The organism is Nocardia sp. NPDC050378 (assembly GCF_040655675.1).
Classification (GTDB): domain Bacteria; phylum Actinomycetota; class Actinomycetes; order Mycobacteriales; family Mycobacteriaceae; genus Nocardia; species Nocardia coubleae.
Genome location: NZ_JBFAKI010000007.1, coordinates 258,812 through 281,656, shown reverse-complemented (window position 1 = coordinate 281,656; position 22,845 = coordinate 258,812). Strand labels below are relative to the sequence as shown.

Below are 22,845 nucleotides of genomic sequence, written 5' to 3'. Positions count from 1 at the left end.
GAACTCTATGACTCCATCACCGTACGCGTGGTGAGTTCAATGAATCAACTCTCTACACTGAGGGCATGCACAGGACCAGCTTCGCGGAGATGCACTGCTCGATCGGGCAATCCCTGGAGCGGGTCGGGCAATGGTGGTCGCCGCTGATCGTGCGTGACCTCTACCTCGGCCTGCGCCGTTTCGACGACATCGCCGAGAACCTCGGAATTTCCCGCAATCTGCTCACTCGACGACTCGAAGCGCTGATGGCAGACGGCATCGTGGAGCGCCGGGCGTACCAGCAACGACCGCTGCGGCACGAATACCACCTCACCGAGGCGGGACGCGAACTCGTCCCTGTGCTGATGGCGCTGATGGCCTGGGGTGACAAATGGGCCACCCCGCCGGGTGGTCCGCCGGTCCGATTGGTGCACGACGCATGCGGGCACCAGTTCACGCCGCAGGTCTGCTGCTCGGAGTGTGCGAAACCGATAACCGCGCAGAGTGTGACCGCCCTACCCGGCCCGGGTGCGGCCTCGGGGCCGGGGACCACAGTGCTCGCCCGCCGCAGCGAACTGTCGGCACAGCCTGATGCCAAGTCCTGAACCGGAGAAAAGGAAACTCCGATCTCGCTCCAACCGGTCGCTGACGCGCCTCCCGAGTGCCGCACATCGGGTCGCGGTCAGCCTCGGACGCCACCATGATCATCAGCCCGAACAATCGGGTTCCGCGATGATCTGATGGACGTCCTCGTAGAGGATGCGGCCCGGGTTTCCGGAGTGCACCCGAGCCCATCCGATTCCGTGTGCGTCCAGGATCCTCGTGTAACCGTCTACACGAGAGATCATCTCAGTGGCCCACGGCTTGAACCAGGCCGCGGCGCCGGGATGCAACTGCCGGTCGTAAACAGACGGGTCCACAACGCTCGGATCGACGAGATTACTGTGGTACCAAGCGTTTTCACGCTGGCGGAAAAGCTCTTCAGCGGTAGTCAGGCGACCCGCCCGGGATAACCCGTTCACCAAAGCGAATACTCCTGGAAACCAACCAGATCGACTCTGTACTGCGGCTTGGAAGCGCACGAACAGCCACTCGCTGCCACGATCTCCTATCGGCTCGTGGAAATCGGATTCAAAACCGGTGCGGCCGTTTGCCCAGCCTCCGACCACCCGACCCGATATTTCTTCGGATGTCACAACAAACAGGTTCTCCCACTGCTTCAGATCGCGTCCGACCACCCGCTGGACGGTTTCCACACGTCACCGTCGGTCACCATGGGAGATCATTCGTTCGGATGCCGAGGCCTTCGCATCCTGGGACAACCAACTCGACTGGTGGCCGAGGTTGGAAGCCCAGGTACAGGAACCGCTCGGCAAGGGCCGTCCCGCACGGTACCAGCGGTATGACTGGACTTCGCGGGCCTTATCTGAATGGCACGAGCTGGCGAGCCCGGATGTGCTGATCCTGGAAGGGGTCTCGTCCGCGCGCGCAGCGGTCCGTGACCGCCTGTCGCTGTCGATCTGGGTGGAAACCCCGCGCGATACGCGGCTCAGACGTGGGCTGGACCGCGACGGGGCCGAAGCGCTGCCGTTGTGGCAGCGCTGGATGACTGCCGAGGATGCCCACTTCGCTGCCGTCCGGACGCCAGACCACGCGGACGTGATAGTCGACGGCTGGCACCCACAGGAATGAACGCTCATCGGCACGGACGGATGTTTCAGTGGCCGCGGGAGACGACTGTGGAGCTCACAGTGGATGGCGGGTAACACACTGTGCGCAGCGTTCCCACCAATCGGGAATAGGACGTGACCAGGAAAATCCGTGCGGTAGTACCTGCACATCTGTACCGCATCCGGGTTCACTGCTGCCTGCGACCACCGCATGAGCGATAGGTGGTCCGTCGCGCACGATCTTGACGTTCGTGTAGTCCCTGGCCCTCAAGGGGTCAGCGGCGTATGCCCGCACGTTCCCGTGGAACCAGGTTTCGATTTCCATGATCGGATCGTAGCGACGCAATAGGATTGGCTCGAGTAGCCCAAGAGAACGCTCGAGAATGCCTCGGCCCAGTTCGGTCACCGACCCGGTCGGCGGGGTTTTGCGTAGGCGGCATGAGTGTAAGAGCTGACAGCGAATCGCAGGCTCCGGGTATTGCCGGTCAGTACGCTGGGTTGTCAGTTCTCTTGTGCCGGAGCACTTCCGCGGGAACTGCTCGGACTCTTCGCGGATGCCGTGTGGAGTGGGCTCGGTGTTCGACCGAACATCGTGGCGGTAGGGTTCGGTGATCATTCCGGGGAGGGCAACCGCGTGGCACAGCTTCAGCATCGAATCGACGAGATGACCGATGACTCGGGATTCCTCGGCCTTGTCGACCCCCATGCGTACACGTCGTTCGTGGGTGAAGACTGGACCTTGGAAATGTTGTTCGAGCGCTTCGAATCCGAGATACGGCAGCGGACGATGTTGTTCTGGGGAACCGGCGGCGAGGAGCAGTGGCGGATCGACCTTTCGGATTCTCCGGTGGATCCGCGGCTGCCGGTCATCAGGCAGATCACCGGCCCCATCACCGTGACCCGTGGTGAGCTGATCGTGGTCAATCTGGAGACGGTCACCATGGCTGCCCAGTACGCGGAATCCGCCGTGGACGACGACAAGGACATATACGGGTCCGGCATCGAACTCCCCAACGGCGACTACATCTGCACCGTCAGCCAACTCACCGATCCCGAGGATGGTCGGACACACGAAGGTCCCGACTTCCATCTCCAGTTGATTGCCGGACGAGCATCTCCATGGTCCGGGGTCGCTTGGTCCGAACTGTGACGAGGCTACTTCTGCTGACGTCGGGTCGTCTGGTTCCTCGTGCGTGCCTCATCAGTTAGTTGTCATCCTGTGTCGCTGTCTCGTGTTGCACAGTGCCCTGGTGAAAGTAGAGGTTCCAGCTGCCGTCGCGAAGCAGCCAAATCGAGCTGCGAACAGCGGTGCGTTCCTGGCTACGTGTCCGGTAGGTCACGTGAATCACGGTCGGCGCCAGACGTGCGGCTGTGACGTGGTCGATCGTGGGCACCGAGGAAATGTCGTCGCTCATCATGTCGAGAATCGACTCTCGGTCCCACACCCTGCCGGATGCGCCGAACTCGCGAAAGTCCGCGTCCAGTAGCGCAGCGGAATCGGCTCTGGAGTTTCGAATCCTGCGGTCGGCCAACCGCAGCTCAGCTGAAACCACGTACTCGATCTCGGAATCGTCGTTCATGAGGGCCACGCGGACAGTTTGGGCACCCGAGCACGGAGCGGCAACAGATTTCGTGTGCGGTCCCGACGTCAACCTGGGATCCGCCTCTTCGCCGGTCGAGTGCGTTCAAGCGCATCGGCTTTCATACGGGTTTTCCGAGCTGATCGGTAGCGTCGCAGGACGGGATCAGCGAGAAGGAATTGAGCGAGACACGCTGGGCGCAGTTGGCGGATCGAATGAGTGTTCCTGTCGCCCGGCTCGTTTGAGTGATGTCAGGGTTGGAAGGTGACTCCGGCGAGTCGTTCACTGTCGGCCCACAATCGCGCGCCCAGTTCGCTGTCGGCGGCGCCTTTCGGGAGTTTCGCAGGTCTCGGAGTGCCGGAGGTCTGGTCGCGTCCGGCCGGACCGATGAATTCGCCGCTGGTGATGTCGGGACTGGTGGCGGCGTACAGCGAGGGCCACGTGGCGCCGGCGGGTGAACCCATCAGCACGCGGGCTGCAAGAGGAGTGAGAAGGCGCGTCAGCGCTCCTGTGCCGTGTCGTTGGAGACTGGTCATCGCCGAACCGGGGTGGACGACGATGGCTTCGATCGGCGTGCGGGCGGTACGGCGCGCGAGTTCGAGGGTGTAGACGATATTGGCGCGCTTGGACTTCGCGTACGCGGCCATGCCGCTGTAGCTGTTGTCGCTCATCAGGTCGTCGAGCTTGCCGAGGGGCCAGCGTGCGGCGATCGCGCTGACGGTGACGACGCGAGCCGCGGTCGAGCGGCGGACGGCGGGCCAGAGTAGGGCATCGAGGGCGAAGTGGCCGAGATGGTTTGTACCCATGGTCATCTCGAATCCGTCCCGGGTGGTCAGGCGAGTGGGCAGATTCATCACCCCGGCGTTGTTGAACAGCAGGTCGATGGTTTCGGTCGCCGCGATCCGCTGGGCCGCGCGGCGCACCGAGGCGAGGTCGGACAGATCCACGACCAGGGTGGTGGCCTCGGCCCGAGGCGCGGCGGCGTGTACGGCCTCGACCGCTTCGTCGAGCTTGTTCTGATCGCGTCCGGCCAGGATGACTCGTGCGCCGCGCGCGGCCAGTTCACGAGCAGTCTCCAATCCGATTCCGCTGTTGGCACCGGTGATCAGCGCGGTGCGGCCGGTTTGGTCGGGGATGTCTGTTGGAGTCCAGTGCGTCATGCGGATTACGCCTTCGTTGTTGAATGAATGTTCATTAGCAACTGTGCGGTGAGGTGGTCTCGTTGTCAAATGAACGTTCAATAACTATGTTGGGGAGGTGCGCACCAGGGACCCCGAAGCTAAACGGCAGTTGCTGTTCGATGCCGCGCTGGCGGAGTTCGCCGAGTTCGGCTTGGGCGGAGCGCGTATCGATCGGCTGGCCAAACGCGCGGGAGTCAGTGCGGGCCTTGTGTATTCGTTCTACAAGGGCAAAGACGAACTGTTCGACGCGGTCTTCGACATGATCGTGGACACGACCGTGGCGACGGTGCCGTTCGACGCCGACCGGCTGCCGGAATACGCGGCGCAGCTCTACGATGCCGGCCTGGCGAACCCCGAGGTGATGCGGTTCCTGATGTGGTATCACCTGCTGCGTGGCGAGTCCGCCCAGCGTGCCTCGGTGGCCGAGTCGATGCGCGCGAAGGTCGAGGCGATCGAACAGGCCCAGCGACGCGGGACGGTGACCACTACGCAGCCGGCCACGCACATTCTGGCCTTGGTACTGACTGTCGCGAACATGTGGCATCAACCGGCCGAAGACATCGTGCGCCTGGTGCCACGAACCGAACGCCGTCGTCTTGTGTTGGACGCGGTCGCAACTCTGATCTCACCCACCGATACCTGAAGTGTCCGCCCCCCCGCTCGCCCGGTATGGGCTTTGAGGGGCGGAGTTCCCGGATCAATGCTGGATCAGGCCGCCGACCGGAGTTGACGTGACGTGGCCGGTCGGCGGAAGAGTCTGTGCCAGGGCCAGACCCGAATCGACGAGCGACGATCGTCGCAGGTGTGTCACTTCGGAAATCGGAGTCCAGGTCGGCTCAACGGTCGCCCCGTTAGGTTCGGCTCTGAGACCGCCACCGATGACGCGGACGAGATAGTAGATCCCGATGTTCTGGTGCACTACGCCCGCGTGGGCGACATGTGCCGGAATCACCCTCGAATCCACCCCGAGCAGGCGTTCGACGATGCCCTCTAGTCCGGTCTCCTCCGCGAGCTCGCGGGTCACCGTATCGAAGGGGTCCTCGGCGTGCTCGACCCCGCCGCCCGGCAGCGTCCAGTTGGTTTCGCCGCTGTGCGCTACATGTCGAACAAGCAGTATCCGATCGTGTTCGAGGCAGACCCCGTATGCCGCGATTCTCGAAGTCACCGCTGAACTCTATCTCCGGCGCTCGTATCGACGTTCGGAAAGTGTTCCGTGGGTGGGCGATTCGATCCGGCATATGCGGGCGTCAGGACCGCACGCACTGCGGCACGCGGATTTTCATGCGATGGTTTCACGTTCGGTGAGGAATTGATCGAGCAGGTCGAACAACCTCTCGAGGATGCGGGTTTCCTGCACGGGAGTGAGATCTGTGCCAAGGTCCCGCTCGGGCAGTGCAATCTGTACGACCACACTCGGCCAGGCGAGACTGCTCTCGCGACGAAGGTGGTTGGTGATGAGCCACTCGCGGAAACCATCTAGCCCTCGACCTCCGGATCGGCATGCGGCGTAGTCGTAACCGTCCAGAAAGCAAGTCACACCACGAACGCTGGTGAAGCCGATGAACATGCCTGGGCGAGCTGCAAACTGCAGTAGGTACTCGCGTTCGGTGAGATGGTTCGGGTCCGACGGCTTCCACCCTTTGGAACGCCCCCACCCGGCGAAGTAGGTATCGAGGTTCATTGGTTTCTCCACTTCGCTATCTCACCATCTCGACGGCGGTACGCAGATGAAGGCAACTGCGGTCACCGAATCTGCGGCCCTCCCGCGCGCTTTCAGAGAAGCGGAATGGTGGCGGTGGCCCATTCAGGTAGTGGTTTGCAGCGCGCGAGCCAGTCGGGTGGTACGACGTCGATACCGGGGCCTGCACCGACGATCCCGCCGATGATCGCGCAGGTGGTGTCACTGTCACCTCCTGCCGAGGCGGCTGTCCAGCACGAGTCTGCGAAATCGCGGCCGTGGTTGGCCACGACCCAGAGGCAGAACGGGACGGTGTCGAGGTGTCAGGCTTGCCGAGTAGCGGGGATGCACAAGTCGGATCCGCGAAGTCGAAGAGACCGTGGCTGCGACCGAGTTCCTGTACCTCGGTTCGGTAGTCCCGAGGCCAGCTCAGCACGCGAATAACCGTCGGCGGCCCATCTCCTGCCCTCGACAGACGGCGGACGAGTTCCTCGAGGACACGGTCACGGACGGCAACAACGGCTGCCGGTATCGGATAGGGAGGGATTTGCGCCGCTTCTCGCTCGAGTCGGTAATCGGGGCGGTGAGACCTTTGACGAGCTCGTCTCGCAGGCTCGGGAGATTCCCTGACATGCCGATATCGTGCCCTGCGGCACCGACAAGTCGTCTCCCCTCATGGTCTTGCCTACCGCTGACGCACTCGCATCGGTGTAGTGCAATCCGCCCGCTCGACGCGAACCTGGCGAATACACGAAACCGGCGGAAGCGTGTGTTCGAGATCGGCGAGGGTTCGGCGTCTGTGTCGAGTGACGAGATGGATTGTGCTCGAGCCGGGCGGATTATCGGTGCTTGACCCAGTACATTCCCCGTCCAGACTCCGCAGGTGCGTGTTTCGCTCGGGGCTCTACACGATCGAGGTGATAGCCGAGTCGTCGGGCGACGGCGGCACTGCGGAGATTGGCTTCATCACAGTGGATTTCCACACTGTCGACGCCAGGCAGTTCCAGGGCGATTCGAGTCAGTTCGGCAACGCTGCGAGTCACGATCCCGCGACCGGTGTGTGCGACGTGGCACCAATAGCCGACTTCCAAGCTCGCGGGGCCGAGACTGTCGTGCAGGCTGATCGCGCCGAGCAGCGTGCCGTCCGCGTCGAAAATTCCGTAATCGAAGCTGTGGTCGGCGGTGGGCCAACTCGCGGCGCACATTCGGCTGCGTGCACGTTGCTTCTCCAATGTCGGTGGTTCGGCGAGCCAATCCATCCAAGGACCGAGGTGGTCGTAGGACGCTGTGATCGCCTGGAAGCGGGCCATCAGATCGACCGGCTGCCAGCGGCGTATCAGGAGGCCTTCCAGGGTGATTCGTTGCGGAGGGCCGACACCCGGTGCTAGAGCGCGGGAAGCTGCAACTGCCACAGGGGAGATATTGCCGGTCCACTCCGCTGCACCGCAACCCGATATCCGCCGTCGCGTGTGGTCCGCGGCGCCGGATCGCTCACCCCGATACTCGACTTGAGTGGACCGTTTGGACGCGCGATGGGACGCCGGTGCCATCGTTGCTCCGACAGGGCTCACCCGTGGTCAGCGCCGTCACCCGGCTGGTCAGGCGGTGCGAAGCAGGACCCGGTGGGACTCATCGAGATGTCGGTCGACAACGAATCGGGCACTGGTTCCAACTATGGGAGGCATGCCTGTCCACGGCAGTGCGGACCACACACCGTCGAATACGACTATGCATTCCCGGTTCGATGAAATGACATCAGTGATGTCGGCGGTTACTTCCGAACCCAGAGGATGGCGGCGCTTCACCGCAAGCCATTCTTGCTCGCTCATGGTCCAGGTCGCTGTGCTCGACCGGAAAGTGGCGTCGAGCGGCCAGAGCCTGACTTGTCGGTGCCTGTGCTGGAGGACCTCGAATTCGGTGACAGTCCCGACGGTCGGCCAGCGATCGACAGCTTCCGGAAGGTTGAGGACGTCGACGAATCCTGTTGGCGGCCTGCCCAAATCGACAAACAACCCGATGGCACCGGGGCGCGGGATCAGCGTGACAACCCCGGCCACATGATCGCCGACGGGATACAGTCTGCGGGCCTCGTCGAGGTCGGGTTCGTTCGGGTCGGGTTCGGTCATCGCGTGACCACCCGGCGACGAGCTTCCCGAACCAGCGGGCTCACGCGGAACATCTCATCGGGATCAGAGGTCTCCAGGGCCGCCCAGTACTCGAGCCTTTCGGCGATTGCTGGTGCTTGGGTGGCCTCGTACACCGCAGCCAGAGTGTCGATCAACTGCTCGGTTCGTTCCGGCGACGCTGTGGTGGCCAAATGACTCTCGGCCGAATCGAGGACCAGATCCAGCAGCCAGTAACTCAGTTCCCAGTCTGATTTGTGCGCGAGTAGCAGACGGGTGAAGTCATCGAGTCGCTCCGGATCGGACACCTCGACAGGCCAGTCCTGCATCCAGTTTTCGTGCGGGATGTTCGCCAGTCGCGCTACTCGGGTCGCCGAGTTCTCGCTTAGATAGATCACGCAGGGAAGGTAACCAACTCAGCGGAGTCGCGCGATTCCGCGAGAGCCCGGCAATTTCTACTGGCATCGGCAGGGCACGTGACCGGCGGGTCGGTGGCGGGATCGGGCTCGACCAGGGGCGCTCCCGGTGGGTGGGAAGTCTCGCCGTGTCGTCCGCTCACCGGGAGGGACGGGGGATGTGGGGGAGTTGCGACTTTAGCGTCGGCCGGGTGGACACTCGATTTGGTAGGGGCGCCCGATGAATCGCATGCAGGACAGGGTCGCGCTGGTCACCGGTGCGGCGAGGGGTATGGGTCGTGCGCACTGCGTGCGGCTCGCCGAGGAGGGCGCCGATATCATTGCGCTCGATATAGACGCCGCCGCAACGGAATTGGCTACGACGAAGCAGACCGTCGAGGCGCTGGGACGGCGGTGCGTCACCGCTACTGCCGATGTGCGTGAGGCGGACGTGCTCGATGCGGCCGTTGCGGGTGGGGTGCGTGAGCTCGGCAGGCTCGACGTGATCGTGGCCAACGCGGGCATCTACACCGACCTCGCGCCGTCGTGGGAGCTCACCGACCAGGCCTGGCAGCGCACCATCGACATCAACTTGACCGGCGCGTGGCACACGGTGCGTGCCGGTGCGCAGGCTCTGGCCGACGGTGGATCGATCGTGATCGTCAGCTCCGTCAACGGCATCGTCGGCGGCGCCATGGCGGCGCATTATTCGGCGAGCAAGCATGCCGTGGTCGGGTTGGCACGCACGCTCGCCAACGAGCTCGGCCCGCGTGGCATCCGGGTGAACACCGTGCACCCGGGGTCGGTGGCGACGCCGATGATTCTCAACGACGAGGTCTACGCGAAACTGCGTCCGGACCTGCCGAATCCGACGCGCCAGGACGCGGCCGAGGCCCTGGCCCGGCGCACCCTGCTGCCGGTTCCGTGGGTGGAACCGGTCGACGTCAGCAATGCCGTGCTCTTCCTCGCATCCGACGAGTCCCGTTATGTGACGGGAACCCAGCTCGTGGTGGATGCCGGACTGACTCAGAAGGTGTGACATGGGACGGGTTTCGGGCAAAGTAGCGGTCGTCACCGGCGCCGCGCGCGGTATCGGGCGCGCGCAGGCGATCCGGCTGGCCGAGGAGGGTGCCGACATCATCGCGGTCGACCTCTGCGGACCGGTCGACACCGTGGTGACGCCACCGGCGAGCCGTGACGATCTCGACGAGACCGTCCGTGCCGTCGAGGCGACGGGTGTGCGGATCGTCGCCACGGTCGTGGACGTGCGCGACGGGTCGGCGTTGCGGGCGGCTGTCGACGCCGGGGTCGCCGAGCTGGGCGGCATCGACATCGTGTGTGCCACAGCCGGAATCAGTTCGAGCGCGTTCGCTCTCGAGCTGACCGAGCAGCAGTGGCAGACCATGATCGACATCAATCTCACCGGTGTGTGGCAGACCTGCAAGGCGGCCACACCCCACCTCATCGCCCGGGACGGGGGAGCGATGATTCTGACCAGTTCCATCGCCGGCTTGCGCGGGCTGGTGGGCGTCGCCCACTATGTCGCGGCCAAGCACGGTGTCGTCGGCTTGATGCGTTCGCTGGCGAAGGAACTCGCGCCCCACCATGTCCGGGTGAACACCGTGCATCCGACAAACGTGGACACGCCGATGATCCAGAACGACATGGTGCGCAAGGTCTTCCGGCCGGACCGGGAGAATCCGACCCGCGAGGAATTCGCCGAGGCCGCCACGTCGATGAACATGCTGCCCATCCCGTGGGTCGACCCCGTCGACATCGCCAACGCCACCCTGTTCCTGGCCTCCGACGAGGCCCGCTACATCACCGCCGTCACCCTCCCGGTGGACGCTGGCAGCACCCAGCGGTAGTTGTCCGCGCGGGCGGCATTGCCCACCCGCGCGGGCCCCTGCTAGGCGACCCGTCCCAGGGGCAGCGCGGGCCGGGCCGGGAGTGCTCTTGGGGCCGGCGCCTGCCGTCGGACGGCGTCGATGTCGTCCGACGGTGCCGGGCGAGTACCGCTACCGCGCGCGGCCGCCGCTGCGCGCGGTGAACCGCGGGAGCGTCAGCGGGCCGGATGGGGAGTCGGCGCCTCGGCGAGCCCGGTGAGCGCCGTCGGGAGGGGGTCGTGGTGGACGACGCCGAGGCGCTGGGTGGCGCGGGTGAGTGCGACATACAGCTCCGCCGCACCGCGTGGTCCCTCGGCGAGAATCCGCCCCGGCTCGACCACGAGCACGGCATCGAACTCCAGTCCCTTGGTCTCCGACGCGGGCACCGTGCCGGGCATCCCGGCCGGTCCGATCACCACACTCGTGCCTTCCCGGTCGGCTTCGGCACGCACGAATTCCTCGATGACCGTACCGAATTCGTTCGACGGCAGCCGACGAGACCACGGCTGCACTCCGCACGCGCGCACCGAATCCGGTGGCCGCACATCCGGTGCGAACTCGGCGAGCAGAGCGGCGGCGACCGCCATGATCTCGGCGGGCGTGCGGTAATTCACGGTGAGGGAGCGATACACCCAGCGGCCAGGGACATACGGTTCGAGCACCGTCGCCCACGATGTCGCACCTGCCGGTGACCGGCGCTGCGCGAGATCGCCGACGATGGTGAACGAGCGGCTCGGGCAGCGGCGCATCAACACGCGCCAGTCCATGTCCGACAGCTCCTGCGCCTCGTCGACGACGACGTGCCCGTAGGTCCAATCCCGGTCGGCGGCAGCGCGTTCGGCGAGTTCGCGGGTGTCGCGTTCGAGGAAACGGTCGGCCAGGTCCTCACCGTAGAGCAGGTCCGTGGCGAAGAGGTGATCCTCGTCGTCCATGTGGTCCTCGCGGGCGACCAGGGTGTCTTCCAGTACGCGTGCGGCGTAGGCGGTCTCGGCTCTGCGCTCGCGTTCGGCGGTGTCGTCGGCAGGTTTGTCGCGGCCGAGCAGGTCGACCAGTTCGTCGAGCAGCGGCACATCCGACACTGTCCACACGGCACCGTCGGCCCGCCACAGCGACTCTTGGGCCTTCGCGGCGCGAAGCCGCTCCGGAGACGAATACAGTTCGCCGAGAAGACCTTCCGGGGTGAGGATCGGCCAGCACTCGTCGAGCACCGCGACGAAATCGGCGTTCTCGGCGAGTTCGGCGGTCAGGTCCGCGCGCAGCTGCTCCCACGCCTCGCTGTCCTCGCGCGTCAACCAGCCCTTCCCGATGCGGGCGATCGCCCGTTCGGTGAGCACATAGGTGACGATCTCGGCGAACACCGCCCGCGCCTCGTTGTGTGGGCGCCCGCTCGCCCGTGCCTCCTCGCGCGCCCACTCGGCGACGGCCGCGTCGACGCGCACCGACGCATCGGCCAGCTCGATCTCCCGCGGTGCCGCGGGCAACCGTTGCCGGTCGGCGATCGCGGCACCGAGTACGTCCAGAATGCGCAGCGAGCCTTTGACGCGCGCCGCTTCCGGTGTGTCCTCCGCCGTGGCGTGCAGCCCCGGCACCAGATCCGCGGTGGTGGCGAAGACGACATTCGTCTCACCGAGCGCGGGCAGCACGTGCGCGATGTGGTTCAGGAACGCCGGATTCGGGCCGACCACCAGCACACCTTGACGTTCCATCCGCTTGCGCTGGGTGTAGAGCAGATAGGCCACCCGATGCAGCGCCACGACGGTCTTGCCGGTACCGGGGCCACCCTCGATCACGGTGACGCCCGGGTGCTCGAGGCGGATGATCTCGTCCTGTTCGGCCTGGATGGTCGCCACGATGTCGCGCATGCCGTCACCACGCGGTGCGTTCACCGCGGCCAGCAGCGCCGCGTCGCCGCCCTCGCCCGGGTCGGGCCTGCCGAGGATCTCGTCGGTGAAGTCGAGCACCCGGCGATCGCGGGTATGGAACTGCCGTCGCCTGCGCATGCCCTCCGGGTTGGCGGCAGTGGCCACATAGAACGCGCGGGCGGCGGGCGCGCGCCAGTCGAGCAGCAGTGGTTCGAAGTCGTCGCCGGCATCGAACAGGCCGATGCGGCCGATATAGGACGGTTCCCCCGACACCGCGTCCAGCCTGCCGAAACACAGACCGTTGTCGGCGACGTTCAGGCGCGCGATCTCCTTCCCGAGTGCGCGCACCTCGTTGTCGCGTTCCATCGGGGAATCACCGGTGCCGCGCAGTGCGGCGCTGTAGCGGCCCTTCACCTGTGCGCGCTCGGCGTCGAGCCGCGCGTACAGGCGCGCCACGTACTCGCGTTCCGACCGCAATTCCTCGTCGTGACCGTGTTCCGGCACAAGCCCTCACTTTCGGTGTTTCCGCAGGTGAAATGCTGCGGCCGACGATTATGCGCCATAAAGGGGGCCTTGTGGCAAGGCCCCCTTTACGGTATACAGTGAAAGTGGAAGGAGACGCTGTCAGCGCGTGAGGAACGCCAGCACCGTCGATTCGAACTCTTCCTTCCGCTCGATCATCGCCCAGTGCCCGCAATTCGGGAACACGTGCAATTCGGCGCGCGGAATCGTGCGCATCGGGATCAGAGCCATGTCGAGGGGGCTCACCCGGTCGTCGCGGCCCCAGGTGACCAGCGTCGGCGCGGCCACCTTGTGCAGCATGGCCCAGGGCGGGGGAGCGTCGGAGGCTTCCATCGCCCGCACCATCGCCGTGAACGCCGCCTTGCTGTACATGCGCCGGGCGCTGTCGAGGGTCGCGGGATCGGTGGCCTGGGTCCAGCGCTCCTCGATGAGTTCCTCGGTCACCATCGCCGGATCGAACACCATCGAATGCAACCACTGCACGAGACGTTCCCGCGTGGGTTCCTCGGTGAACTCCTGCAGCAGCTTGATGCCCTCGCCGGGGCCGGGGCTGAACAGATTGCGGCCGATCCCGCCGATGGTCACCAGCTTGCCCACCCGATCCGGTTGCGCGATGGCGTAATTCAGCGCCACGCCACCGCCCATCGAGTTGCCGATGATATCGACCCGCTCCAGACCGAGTCCGTCGACGAAGCGTGCCACCGCGTCCAAGGCGGTCACCATCGGGTGTCCGCCGAAGTCGTCGCTCACCCCGAAACCGGGGAACTCGAGAACCAGGCAGCGGAACCGCTCGGCGAAGGTGGCCAGATTGCCACGGAAGTTGCGCCACCCGGTCACCCCGGGGCCGGAGCCGTGCAGTAACAGCAGGGGCGGGCCGTCGCCGGCCTCGTGGTAGCGCAGAACTCCTGCGTCGGTGGGCAATTCGCGCAACGTGCCGTCATAGGTGATGCTCATCAGGCGTGGGTTCCCCCGTCGATTCGGATCTCGGTGCCGGTGATGAACGCGCCGTCCTCGGACACCAGCATGGCGATCACGCCCGCCACCGCGTCCGGGTCGCCCATACCCGCGCCACCGGACTCCAGTTCGGTCGGCAACACGGGAGACAGCTTGGCGAACAGCGACCAGTCGGCGTCGGCGGGCACGTAACCACCGGTGGCATCGGTGATTCCGGATTTGATGCTGCCCGGTGCCACCGACACCGCACGCACACCCTTGCCGCCGTACTCGAGGGCGATGGCATGGGTGAAGGACTGGATGCCGCCCTTGCTCGCCGCGTAGGCCGCCATGTAGGGGTGCGCGAAGGCCGCCGAGGTGGAGCTGAAGTTCACGATGGTCGAGCGCGGATTGGCCAGCAGCGCGGGCAGTGCCTCGCGGACCACGAGGAACGTGCCGGTGAGATTCACCCCGATGATCTGGTTCCACAACTCGAGGGAGGTCTGCTCGGTGTGCGAGGCACGCAGGATGCCCGCCGCGTTCACCACCGAATCCAGACCGCCCAGGGTGGCGTTGGCCGATCGGACCCCCTCGACCACCGATTCCTCGCTGCCGATATCGAGGGTGAGGACGCTGAAACGCTCACCCGTGCCGCGTTCCTTCGCCTGCGTGGCGGTGGCCGCGAGGCCCTCGGCCGACACGTCGGCGCCGACCACCGTGGCGCCCTCGTCGAGCAGGCGCAGCGCCGTCGCGCGGCCGATACCGGATCCGGCGCCGGTGACCAGCGTCCGATGACCGTCGAGTCTGTGCATGATGTTCTCCTGGTTCTCCTCGCCTCAGCCGAGGCGGCCGGGGACCGGTTCGTGGCGGAGCTGATCGGTCGCCAATTCACCTGCGGCGACAGCTCGTTCGATGGAATCGCGCAGCGCCGGGCAGGTCGGGATCCAGCTGCTCGGCTCGCCGAGAGCCGCCCGGCGAGCGAACTCCGGGCAGGCGGACTCGGCGTCGTCGAGCCACTGCACGCTGGTGTGACTCGGGCTGAACTTCTCGGCGAGCACCCGGTTTCCGCAGGTGGCGCACTGAATGGGTTGCATGATCGGTCCCCGGTCAGCGCGCGGTCGCGGCGTGGTCGGCGGCGACGTAACCGAACACCATGGCCGGACCGATGGTCGCGCCCGCGCCCGCGTAGTCGTTGCCCATCACCGCGGCCGAGGTGTTGCCCGCCGCGTAGAGCCCACCGATGACGGAACCGTCGGCGCGCAGCACCTGGGCGTTCTCGTTGTAGACCAGCCCGCCTTTGGTGCCGAGATCACCGATGCGAATCCGCAGCGCGTAGTACGGGCCACGATCGAGCGGGTCGAGGGTCGGCTGGGGCAGGGTCGGGTCGCCGTAGTAGTTGTCGTACGCGCTGTCACCGCGCCCGAAGTCGTCGTCGTGGCCGTCGCGGGCGAACCCGTTGAACCGCTCGACGGTCGCGCGCAAGCCGAGTGCGGGCACACCGATGGCCGTCGCCAGCTCGTCCACCGTCGCGCCGGTGCGCAGAAGACCGCTCTCGAGCCAGGACGCCGGGAACTTCTGGCCCGGCACGATGCCGCCGATGGGGTAGCGGCTCTTGGCTTTCGCGTCGAAGATCAGCCAGGCCGGGTCGTGCGATCCGGCCAGCTGGGCGTGCACGAAGGTCACATAGGGGGCGGCCTCGTTGGTGAAGCGGGTGCCCGAGCTGTCGACGATGATCGAGCACGGGATCGACCGCTCCGACACCAGCACCTGGTTGACACCCTCCGGGCGCTGGAACGACGGCATCCACCAGGCGTCGTCCATCAGATCCACCGCGGCGCCGACCTGCTCGCCGGCCACGATGCCGTCGCCGGTGTTGTCCGCCGAGGCCGCGCTGAAATTGTCGCGGCCGCCGTCGGGCAGGTACTGCTTGCGCATGGCCTGGTTGTGCTCGAACCCGCCGGTGGCCAGCAGGACGCCGTCGCGGGCGCGGATGCGGATCTCGCGGCCGTCGCGCTCGGCGAGCACCCCGATCACCGCGCCGGTGTCGTCGGTGATCAGCGACCGCAGCGGGGTGTTCAGCCACAACGGCACCCCCGCGTCGCGCAGGGCGAGGCGCAGCCGGGCGATCAGTGCGCGGCCGAGTGTGTCCATGTGCCTGCGCAACACGATGGCCTTGATCGCGCGCAACCCGGTGAGCAGCGCGGTCCAGCGCGCCTTCCAGGTGCGGGTCACCATATTGAGCTGGACGAAGTCCTTGGAGGTGATGAACAGACCCGGTGGGGTGGCGAGGGCGGCCGGGCGCAGCAGATCCTCGTCGGGACCGAGCTGTTTGAGATCGACGGGCAGCGGTTCGATCGACCGACCCGCCGGCCTGCCACCCGGTGCCTCGGGGTGATAGTCGGAATAGCCTGTGCACCACTGGAACCGCAGGTGCGGGCTCGTCTCGAGGAACTCGAGCATGCGCGGACCCTCATCGATGAAACGGTCGAGATTGCGGGTGGGAACCCGGTCGCCGACCACCGCGTCGAGATAGGCACGCACGTCGGCGCGGTCGTCCCGCAGACCCTCGCGCAGCAGGGCCGGATTGTTCGGCACCCAGATACCGCCACCCGAGAGCGCGGTGCTTCCACCGTAGTAGGCGGCCTTCTCGATGACGAGAGTGTCGAGGCCGCGTTCGGCGGCGGCGAGTGCGCCGGTGAGCCCGCCCGCACCGCTGCCGACGACGAGGAAGCCGACCTCGTGATCCCACTGATGCTGGTTCACAGTCATTTCGGGTTCCTCAGCTCACTACCATGTCGTCCTGCGACCAGAACGCGCGCATGCTGGTGATGCGCCCGTCCTCGTCGAAGGTCATCACATCGATCGGTTCGAGCGTGAACGTCTGCTCGCCGAAGCGGGTGACCACCCGGAAGTTGAACGCGGCGCTGTTGCCCGCGACCCGGATGCCGAGCAGTTCGGTCGACCGGTCGAGGGGTTCGAGCGCCGCGTAGAACTCGGTGAGCGCGGCGTGGCCGACGCGCACCTCGCTGCCGACCGGGTCTTCCACCGTCGCGTCCTCGCGGTAGAGGGCGACCACGTCGGCGGCCGTGCCCGCGCCGACCGTCTCCACGTATTTGCGCACCGTCGCGCGGATGTCGTCTGCCGAAGCCATGGTTGTCTCCTGAGAAGTGGTGGAAGGGTTGGTCATTCGCCGAGCATGTGGCGTACGGCGAGGTGGCTGAACAGCATCGACGCACCGATCGGGTTGCCGCCGCCGGGGTACACCTCGCCGCTGACCGCGGCCATGGTGTTGCCCGCGGCGTACAGGCCGGGAATCGGTTGTCCGTCGCGGTCGAGGACGCGCGCGGCGCTGTCGGTGCGCAGGCCGCCCTTGGTGCCGAGATCGGAGATGCCGAAGACGGCGGCGTGGAACGGGCCCTTGGCGATGCGGACCAGCGGTGGTTCGCCGTTGGAGAAGGCGCGGTCGTAGGCCTCGTCGCCGCGGCCGAAGTCCGGGTCGACGCCGGTGGCGACCATGCTGTTGAACCGTTCGACGGTGGCCTCGAGCTTGTCGGCGGGCACTCCGATCTTCGCGGCCAGCTCGGCGAGCGTGTCGGCGGTGTGCCACAGGCCCGCGGCGACGTACTTCTCGGTCTCGACCATGGATACGTTGGTGGCTTTGATCGGCGGCACCTCGCCTTCGGAGTCGTCGTAGATCATCCAGAACGGCAACGTCATCTCGCCTGCCTCGAGCCGCCGGATCACCTCGCGGCCGAGCCGGTCGTAGGGGGCGGACTCGTTGACGAACCGTTCGCCGTTCCGATCGACGAAGATGCCGCCGGTGAACCACAGCGCGAACGCCGAACGCCCGTCGGGATGGGTCAGACCCGGCGACCACCAGGCCTGGTCCATCAGGTCGGTGTCGGCGCCCGCGGCGATCCCCGCCTGGTGCGCCAGTCCCTGATTTCCCCAGGGCCCCATGGTGTCCCGGGCCTGGCCGGGCACCCCGTACTGCTCGCGCAACTGCTGGTTCTGCTCGAAACCGCCCGCGGCTAGCACCACGCCCCGGCGGGCGCGGATCGCGTGGCGCTGCCCGTCGCGTTCGACGATCGCACCGGTCACCACCCCGTCCTCGACCACCAGCTCGACCAGCGGCGCGGACAGGTGCAACGTGACGTTCGGATAACCCGCCAGCGCCCGCAGGAACCGCCCGATCAGTGCCTGCCCGCCGATCAGCAGGTCGGGCAGGGGTGCCCCGAGCCGGTCGGTGTCGAGCGGACCGCGCAGGGATTCCCGCAGATCGCCCAGCTCGGCGGCGGGCAACGGTGTCGGCATGATGTGGCGCTGACCGTCGAGCCGTGCCTTGGGCGCCTTGCCGAAATAGTCGGGCCAGGGCAACATCTGGAACGCGAAACGCTCGTCGGCTTCCAGGTATTCGATGAGGTCGCGACCGCGCCGCACATACGTCTGCTGCAGGTCCTCGGGAGTGCGGTCACCGACGACGGCACGGTAGTAGGTGAGCGCGTCGTCGAGGGTGTCGTCGGTGCCCGCCCGCTCGAGGACGGGGTTGCAGGGGTACCAGACGCCGCCGCCACCGGAATACGCGGTCGTGCCGCCGAACTTGTCGGTCGCCTCGACCACCGCGACGGTGAGCCCCTCGCGGGCCGCGGTGTACGCACCCGCGAGGCCGCCGCCGGAGCCCGCGACCAGCACGTCCACCTCGTCGTTCCAGTCCACCACTGTTCCTCCTGATACCACCTCGAGTTGTCCCGACGGTATGCCCGGGCCCGGCCGGTGTGATGCGGGTCATCCCGATCACCGGGAGACGACAACGATCCGGCGAACGTGCCGGTCAGCGGGAAGGTCACCTGCTCGGAGGCCGACCGGATCCCTACCGTCGCGGCGGAGAACCGGTCTCCATCGAAAGGCAGGCACAGTGAAGACCCCATCGTCACCAGGGAAGGGTCCGGCCGAGGTCGACGTGGTCGTCGTCGGCGCGGGCATCGCCGGGCTCTACGCCCTGCACAAGTTCCGCGAGCAAGGGCTCACCGTGCGGGTGTTCGAGGCCGCCGACGGCGTGGGCGGCGTCTGGTACTGGAACCGCTATCCGGGTGCCCGCTGCGATGTCGAGAGCGTGGATTACTCGTACTCCTTCGACGAGGACCTGCAGCAGGAATGGAACTGGAGCGAGAAGTACGCCACCCAGCCCGAGATCCTGGCCTACCTCGAACACGTCGCCGACCGCTTCGACCTGCGCCGCGACATCGAATTCGGCACGCGCGTCACCGATATCGTGCTCGACGAGCCGACGCTGCGCTGGCGGGTCGGCACCGACACCGGGCGCGCGGTGTCGGCCCGCTTCGTGGTGCTGGCCACCGGTCCGCTGTCGAACGCCAACACCCCGGCCATTCCGGGCCTCGACACCTTCGCGGGTCGGGTACTGCACACCTCGCACTGGCCGCACGACGGTGTCGATCTGGTCGGGCAGCGGGTGGGCGTGATCGGCACGGGTTCGTCCGGGATCCAGACGATTCCGTGCCTGGCCGAGGAGGTCGCGCGCCTGCACGTTTTCCAGCGCACGCCCAATTACAGTGTCCCGGCCGGCAATACGCCGCTCACCGAGGAACAGCGGCAGGCGCAGAAGGCGAACTACGCCGAGCGCAGGCGGCTGTCGATGGCCAGCGGCGGCGGCTCGCCGCATCAGCCGCACCCGAAGCTCGCGGTCGAGGCGACCGACGAGGAACGCCGCGAGGCCTATCAGCGCCGGTGGGAGCTGGGTGGGGTGCTGTTCTCCAAGACCTTCCCCGATCAGCTCCTCACCCGCGAGGCCAACGACACCGCCCGGCTGTTCTGGGAGGAGAAGGTGCGCGCGGTCATCGACGACCCACGCGTGGCCGACGTTCTGATCCCGCGCGACCACCCGATCGGCACCAAGAGGATCTGCACCGATACGAACTACTACCAGACCTTCAACCGCGACAATGTCGAGCTCGTCGACCTGCGCGCCACCCCGATCACCGCCATCGATGCCGAGGGTGTGCACACGACCGAGACGCACTACCGTCTCGACACCCTCGTGCTCGCCACGGGGTTCGACGCGATGACCGGGTCGGTCTCGCGGATGAACATCGTCGGACGGGGCGGTGTCACCCTCGACGAAACCTGGGCGGAAGGCCCGAAAACCTATCTGGGCCTGGGTATCTCAGGCTTTCCGAACCTGTTCAACCTCACCGGCCCGGGCAGTCCGTCGGTGCTGGCGAACATGGTTTTGCACTCGGAACTGCACGTCGACTGGGTGGCCGAGGCGATCGGGTTCCTCGACGACCGGGGCGCGGTGGCGCTGGAAGCCCGGCCCGACGCGGTCGCGGCGTGGGTGCGCGAATGTGCCGATCGGGCAGCGGGAACCCTGATGCTCGAAGCGAATTCGTGGTACCTGGGCGCCAATATCGAGGGCAAGCCGAGGGTGTTCATGCCGTTCGTCGGCGGGTTCGGCGTCTACGGGCAGATCATCGCCGAGGTGGCGGCCGCGGGCTACAAGGGTTTCGACGTGCTCGAGGCGTGAAGCGCCGGTAACGGGGTGGTTCGTCTTCGGACGACCACCCCGTTTGCCGTGTCAGCCGGCGAACCCGCCGAAACCGCCCCGGTAGTACAGCAGCGGTCGCGCGCCCTCGGTGGCTCGCAGACCGCTGATCCGGGCCAGCACAACGGTGTGGTCGCCCGCGTCGTGCTCGAGTTCCACCGACGCCTCGATATGGGCGAGCGCCCCGTGCAGGGCGGGTGCGCCGTTGCCCGCGGGACTCCACTCCACACCGGCGAACTTGTCGCCGCCGCTCGCCGCGAACCGGCCGCACACCGCACGCTGATCCTCGGCCAGGATGTTGATGCACAGCGTCCCGGTGCCGCGCAGCAGCGGCCAGCTCGTCGAACTCTTGGCCGGACAGAACGACACATACGGCGGATCCAGCGACACCGACACCACCGACTGACAGGTGAAACCGATCGGCCGGGTCCCGTCGTGCGCGGCGATCACCGCCACCCCGGTCGCGAAATGCCCGAGCACCGCGCGCAGCTCGGCCGGGCTGGGAACACCTGCGTCGACGACGACATTGTCTGCATTCATACCCCCAGAATCGGTGGCGGACGGTGCGGCTCTCAAGATGGTCTCCCGGTGAGCGGTTGCCGACACAGCCGAGGTGACCGGGCCGGTTGCTACCATGCACCGGTGCCGAACACCGACCCCGACCCCGGCGTGCCCAACCTGCCGCCGACCAGTTGGGCGGTCCTGGCGATGCTCTCGTTCGAAGAGGAGATCTCCGGCTACGACCTGAAGAAGTGGGCCGACTGGAGTCTGCGCTACTTCTATTGGACCCCGTCCTACAGCCAGATCTACGCGGAACTGAAGAAGCTCGAACAGCACGGCTTCGCCTCCTCCCGGCTCGACAGCGACAACGCCATGCGCGGGCGCAGGCTGTACCAGATCACCGACGCGGGCCGTGCCGCCGTCACCACCTGGTGGAACGAGGCCCCCGTCGATCCTTCGGTGCTCAAACACCATGTGCTGCTGCGCGTCATGTTCGGCCACCTCGGCTCACCCGAGCGGCTCAAGCAGATCCTGCGTGACCACATCGCCGACGTCGACCAGCTCGAGCAGCGCGCCGCCGTCGACGCCGAAGCCGCCAAATCCGAACCGGGCTGGGCCTATTCGCAGATCGTGCTGCAGTGGGCACAGCGCCACTACGCCGCCGAACGCGAACTCGCCCAGCAGCTGATCGATGAGATCGACCAGGCCGCGACGATCCTGGCAGGCGCCGAACACGACGATCGCGCCGAGTACCCGCATCCCACGCCCGGACGCTGGCGTGAGATCGAGCAGCGTGTGCAGGCGGCGGGCGGGCACCCGGACGCGCCCGAGTAGGCATCGCCGGGTGGCCTGCCATCGGGTCTAGTCGAGGCCGAGAGTTGCGCGGATCATCGCCCAGATCTCGGTGCGGGCCGACCGGGTCGCGGCCAGCGAGGGAATGGTCAGGAAGCCGTGGAACAGGCCGTCGTAGCGGCGGTGGCGCACCGGCACGCCGTCGGCTTCCAGGCGTGCGGCGTAGGCATCGCCCGCCGAGCACGGCGGGTCGAGTTCGGCGGTGACCACGACGGCTGGTGCCACGCCCGCGAGGGTGTCGGCGCGGGTGGGGACCAGGCGCACGTCGTCGGTGCCGAGCGGGGCGTACTGCTGCCAATACCAGCGCATCGCCCGGGTGGTGTTGTAGTGGCCGGTGCCGAAGCGGCGGTAGGACTCGGTGTCGAAATCGTCGTCGATCACCGGGTAGAGCAGAATCTGGGCGGTCAGCGGGGGAGCGGCGACGGGAGAACGGCGCTCACCGGACCCCTCCGTGCGAGCGTCGCGCAACGCGAGGGCCACCGTGGCGGCGAGGTTGCCGCCCGCGCTGTCGCCCGCCACCGCGAGGCGCGCCGGGTCGCCACCGTGGTCGCCGATGTGTTCGGCGGCCCAGCCGACGGCGGCGAGCAGGTCGTCGTGCGCGGCCGGCCCGGGGTGTTCCGGGGCCAGGCGGTAGTCGACCGCGACGACAACGGCCCCCACACCGACGGCCATCGACCGGCAGAACTCGTCGTGGCTGTCGAGATCGCAGAAGACGAAACCGCCACCGTGTGCGAACACGATCACCGGCCGGGACACCTCGTCGTCGTGGGGCCGGTACACGCGCACCGTCAACGCACCGCCCGGTCCGTCGATGACCACGTCGCGGACCGAGGCGAGATCGGGAAGTCGCTGTGGCGCAGCACGTCTCGATCGGATCACGGCCCGCACTTCGGCGGCCGACAGCGCGGCCACATCGGGAAATCCCGCGTCGAGGGCGGAAAGCATCGCCGCCACCTCGGGGTCCGGCACCGCACCCGGCCCCGTGGTCGGGTAGTCGCGGATTGTCACTGATCCTCCTGTGGATGTGCCGACACAACTCGCTGGTCGGATGCGTCGTGGCCTCACGCTAAGGCGCCGGGCGTGCGGGCCGGACCCCGTTCTCCCGCTGGGCGGAAACAACCCGC

The 22,845-nt window shown here is 66.8% G+C and carries 25 protein-coding genes and 1 pseudogene; 8 read left to right on the top strand and 18 right to left on the bottom strand.

Annotation, left to right across the window (positions count from 1 at the left end):
- Positions 1–65: 65 nt before the first annotated feature.
- Positions 66–584, top strand: a complete 519-nt coding sequence (locus AB0I35_RS18605; RefSeq protein WP_357397310.1) for a helix-turn-helix domain-containing protein — start codon at positions 66–68, stop codon at positions 582–584.
- Positions 585–686: 102 nt separating this feature from the next.
- Here AB0I35_RS18605 and AB0I35_RS18600 read toward each other — a convergent pair whose 3' ends face one another.
- A complete protein-coding gene (locus AB0I35_RS18600; protein ID WP_357397309.1) occupies positions 687–1,235 on the bottom strand; it encodes a hypothetical protein in 549 nt (182 codons plus the stop codon).
- 88 nt (positions 1,236–1,323) lie between these two features.
- Between AB0I35_RS18600 and AB0I35_RS18595 the strand changes: the two genes are divergently transcribed.
- Positions 1,324–1,671, top strand: a complete 348-nt coding sequence (locus tag AB0I35_RS18595; RefSeq protein WP_357397307.1) for a hypothetical protein — start codon at positions 1,324–1,326, stop codon at positions 1,669–1,671.
- Between the two features lie 612 nt (positions 1,672–2,283).
- Complete coding sequence (locus tag AB0I35_RS18590) at positions 2,284–2,799, top strand: hypothetical protein (RefSeq protein ID WP_357397305.1); 516 nt, start codon at positions 2,284–2,286, stop codon at positions 2,797–2,799.
- Positions 2,800–2,854: 55 nt separating this feature from the next.
- On the opposite strand, the gene AB0I35_RS18585 is transcribed toward AB0I35_RS18590, so the two are convergent.
- On the bottom strand, positions 2,855–3,229 hold the full coding sequence (locus tag AB0I35_RS18585; protein ID WP_357397377.1) for a DUF4440 domain-containing protein: 375 nt from the start codon (positions 3,227–3,229) through the stop codon (positions 2,855–2,857).
- 251 nt (positions 3,230–3,480) lie between these two features.
- Entirely contained in the window at positions 3,481–4,389 is a 909-nt protein-coding gene (locus AB0I35_RS18580) for an oxidoreductase (RefSeq protein ID WP_357397304.1), read from the bottom strand.
- A 97-nt stretch (positions 4,390–4,486) separates the two neighbouring features.
- Between AB0I35_RS18580 and AB0I35_RS18575 the strand changes: the two genes are divergently transcribed.
- The gene (locus AB0I35_RS18575; RefSeq protein ID WP_357397302.1) at positions 4,487–5,053 is read left to right on the top strand and encodes a TetR family transcriptional regulator; all 567 of its coding nucleotides are present in this window, start codon (positions 4,487–4,489) and stop codon (positions 5,051–5,053) included.
- 54 nt (positions 5,054–5,107) lie between these two features.
- On the opposite strand, the gene AB0I35_RS18570 is transcribed toward AB0I35_RS18575, so the two are convergent.
- The 6 genes and pseudogenes from AB0I35_RS18570 to AB0I35_RS18545 form a co-directional block, all read right to left on the bottom strand.
- Positions 5,108–5,575 carry an NUDIX domain-containing protein gene (locus tag AB0I35_RS18570; RefSeq protein ID WP_357397300.1) on the bottom strand — a complete coding sequence of 156 codons (468 nt, stop codon included), beginning with the start codon at positions 5,573–5,575 and terminating at the stop codon, positions 5,108–5,110.
- 114 nt (positions 5,576–5,689) lie between these two features.
- A complete protein-coding gene (locus tag AB0I35_RS18565; RefSeq protein WP_357397299.1) occupies positions 5,690–6,091 on the bottom strand; it encodes a hypothetical protein in 402 nt (133 codons plus the stop codon).
- Between the two features lie 92 nt (positions 6,092–6,183).
- A pseudogene (locus AB0I35_RS18560) lies at positions 6,184–6,393 on the bottom strand (ADP-ribosylglycohydrolase family protein); the annotation flags it as partial.
- Between the two features lie 534 nt (positions 6,394–6,927).
- Entirely contained in the window at positions 6,928–7,500 is a 573-nt protein-coding gene (locus AB0I35_RS18555) for a GNAT family N-acetyltransferase (protein ID WP_357397376.1), read from the bottom strand.
- 186 nt (positions 7,501–7,686) lie between these two features.
- Positions 7,687–8,214 (bottom strand): hypothetical protein, encoded by a 528-nt coding sequence (locus AB0I35_RS18550; protein WP_357397297.1) that lies wholly within the window; start codon positions 8,212–8,214, stop codon positions 7,687–7,689.
- Positions 8,211–8,609, bottom strand: coding sequence for a hypothetical protein (locus AB0I35_RS18545; RefSeq protein WP_357397295.1), 399 nt, complete (start codon positions 8,607–8,609; stop codon positions 8,211–8,213). Before AB0I35_RS18545 ends, AB0I35_RS18550 begins: the two co-directional genes overlap by 4 nt.
- 238 nt (positions 8,610–8,847) lie before the next feature.
- Between AB0I35_RS18545 and AB0I35_RS18540 the strand changes: the two genes are divergently transcribed.
- Together AB0I35_RS18540 and AB0I35_RS18535 are read left to right on the top strand one after the other, a co-directional pair.
- Positions 8,848–9,645 (top strand): mycofactocin-coupled SDR family oxidoreductase, encoded by a 798-nt coding sequence (locus tag AB0I35_RS18540; RefSeq protein WP_357397294.1) that lies wholly within the window; start codon positions 8,848–8,850, stop codon positions 9,643–9,645.
- A 1-nt stretch (position 9,646) separates the two neighbouring features.
- Entirely contained in the window at positions 9,647–10,474 is an 828-nt protein-coding gene (locus AB0I35_RS18535; protein ID WP_357397293.1) for a mycofactocin-coupled SDR family oxidoreductase, read from the top strand.
- 194 nt (positions 10,475–10,668) lie between these two features.
- On the opposite strand, the gene helR is transcribed toward AB0I35_RS18535, so the two are convergent.
- From helR to AB0I35_RS18500, 7 genes are all read right to left on the bottom strand, one after another.
- Positions 10,669–12,858 carry an RNA polymerase recycling motor ATPase HelR gene (helR, locus tag AB0I35_RS18530; RefSeq protein ID WP_357397291.1) on the bottom strand — a complete coding sequence of 730 codons (2,190 nt, stop codon included), beginning with the start codon at positions 12,856–12,858 and terminating at the stop codon, positions 10,669–10,671.
- Positions 12,859–12,978: 120 nt separating this feature from the next.
- Complete coding sequence (locus tag AB0I35_RS18525; protein WP_357397290.1) at positions 12,979–13,830, bottom strand: alpha/beta fold hydrolase; 852 nt, start codon at positions 13,828–13,830, stop codon at positions 12,979–12,981.
- Positions 13,830–14,621 (bottom strand): SDR family NAD(P)-dependent oxidoreductase, encoded by a 792-nt coding sequence (locus AB0I35_RS18520; protein ID WP_357397288.1) that lies wholly within the window; start codon positions 14,619–14,621, stop codon positions 13,830–13,832. The genes AB0I35_RS18525 and AB0I35_RS18520 overlap by 1 nt, the downstream gene beginning before the upstream one ends.
- 24 nt (positions 14,622–14,645) lie before the next feature.
- Complete coding sequence (locus tag AB0I35_RS18515; protein ID WP_357397287.1) at positions 14,646–14,903, bottom strand: hypothetical protein; 258 nt, start codon at positions 14,901–14,903, stop codon at positions 14,646–14,648.
- Between the two features lie 13 nt (positions 14,904–14,916).
- Positions 14,917–16,578 (bottom strand): FAD-binding protein, encoded by a 1,662-nt coding sequence (locus AB0I35_RS18510; protein ID WP_357397286.1) that lies wholly within the window; start codon positions 16,576–16,578, stop codon positions 14,917–14,919.
- A 10-nt stretch (positions 16,579–16,588) separates the two neighbouring features.
- Complete coding sequence (locus AB0I35_RS18505; protein WP_357397284.1) at positions 16,589–16,960, bottom strand: nuclear transport factor 2 family protein; 372 nt, start codon at positions 16,958–16,960, stop codon at positions 16,589–16,591.
- Between the two features lie 32 nt (positions 16,961–16,992).
- Positions 16,993–18,528: an FAD-binding protein gene (locus tag AB0I35_RS18500; RefSeq protein WP_357397283.1), complete on the bottom strand. Its 1,536-nt coding sequence runs from the start codon at positions 18,526–18,528 to the stop codon at positions 16,993–16,995.
- A 196-nt stretch (positions 18,529–18,724) separates the two neighbouring features.
- On the opposite strand from AB0I35_RS18500, the gene AB0I35_RS18495 reads away from it, so the two are divergent.
- Positions 18,725–20,350, top strand: a complete 1,626-nt coding sequence (locus tag AB0I35_RS18495) for an NAD(P)/FAD-dependent oxidoreductase (RefSeq protein WP_357397281.1) — start codon at positions 18,725–18,727, stop codon at positions 20,348–20,350.
- A 51-nt stretch (positions 20,351–20,401) separates the two neighbouring features.
- On the opposite strand, the gene AB0I35_RS18490 is transcribed toward AB0I35_RS18495, so the two are convergent.
- Entirely contained in the window at positions 20,402–20,908 is a 507-nt protein-coding gene (locus AB0I35_RS18490) for a flavin reductase family protein (protein WP_357397280.1), read from the bottom strand.
- A gap of 168 nt (positions 20,909–21,076) precedes the next feature.
- On the opposite strand from AB0I35_RS18490, the gene AB0I35_RS18485 reads away from it, so the two are divergent.
- Entirely contained in the window at positions 21,077–21,703 is a 627-nt protein-coding gene (locus AB0I35_RS18485) for a PadR family transcriptional regulator (RefSeq protein WP_243749795.1), read from the top strand.
- Positions 21,704–21,730: 27 nt separating this feature from the next.
- On the opposite strand, the gene AB0I35_RS18480 is transcribed toward AB0I35_RS18485, so the two are convergent.
- The gene (locus AB0I35_RS18480) at positions 21,731–22,729 is read right to left on the bottom strand and encodes an alpha/beta hydrolase (protein WP_357397278.1); all 999 of its coding nucleotides are present in this window, start codon (positions 22,727–22,729) and stop codon (positions 21,731–21,733) included.
- Positions 22,730–22,845 lie beyond the last annotated feature (116 nt).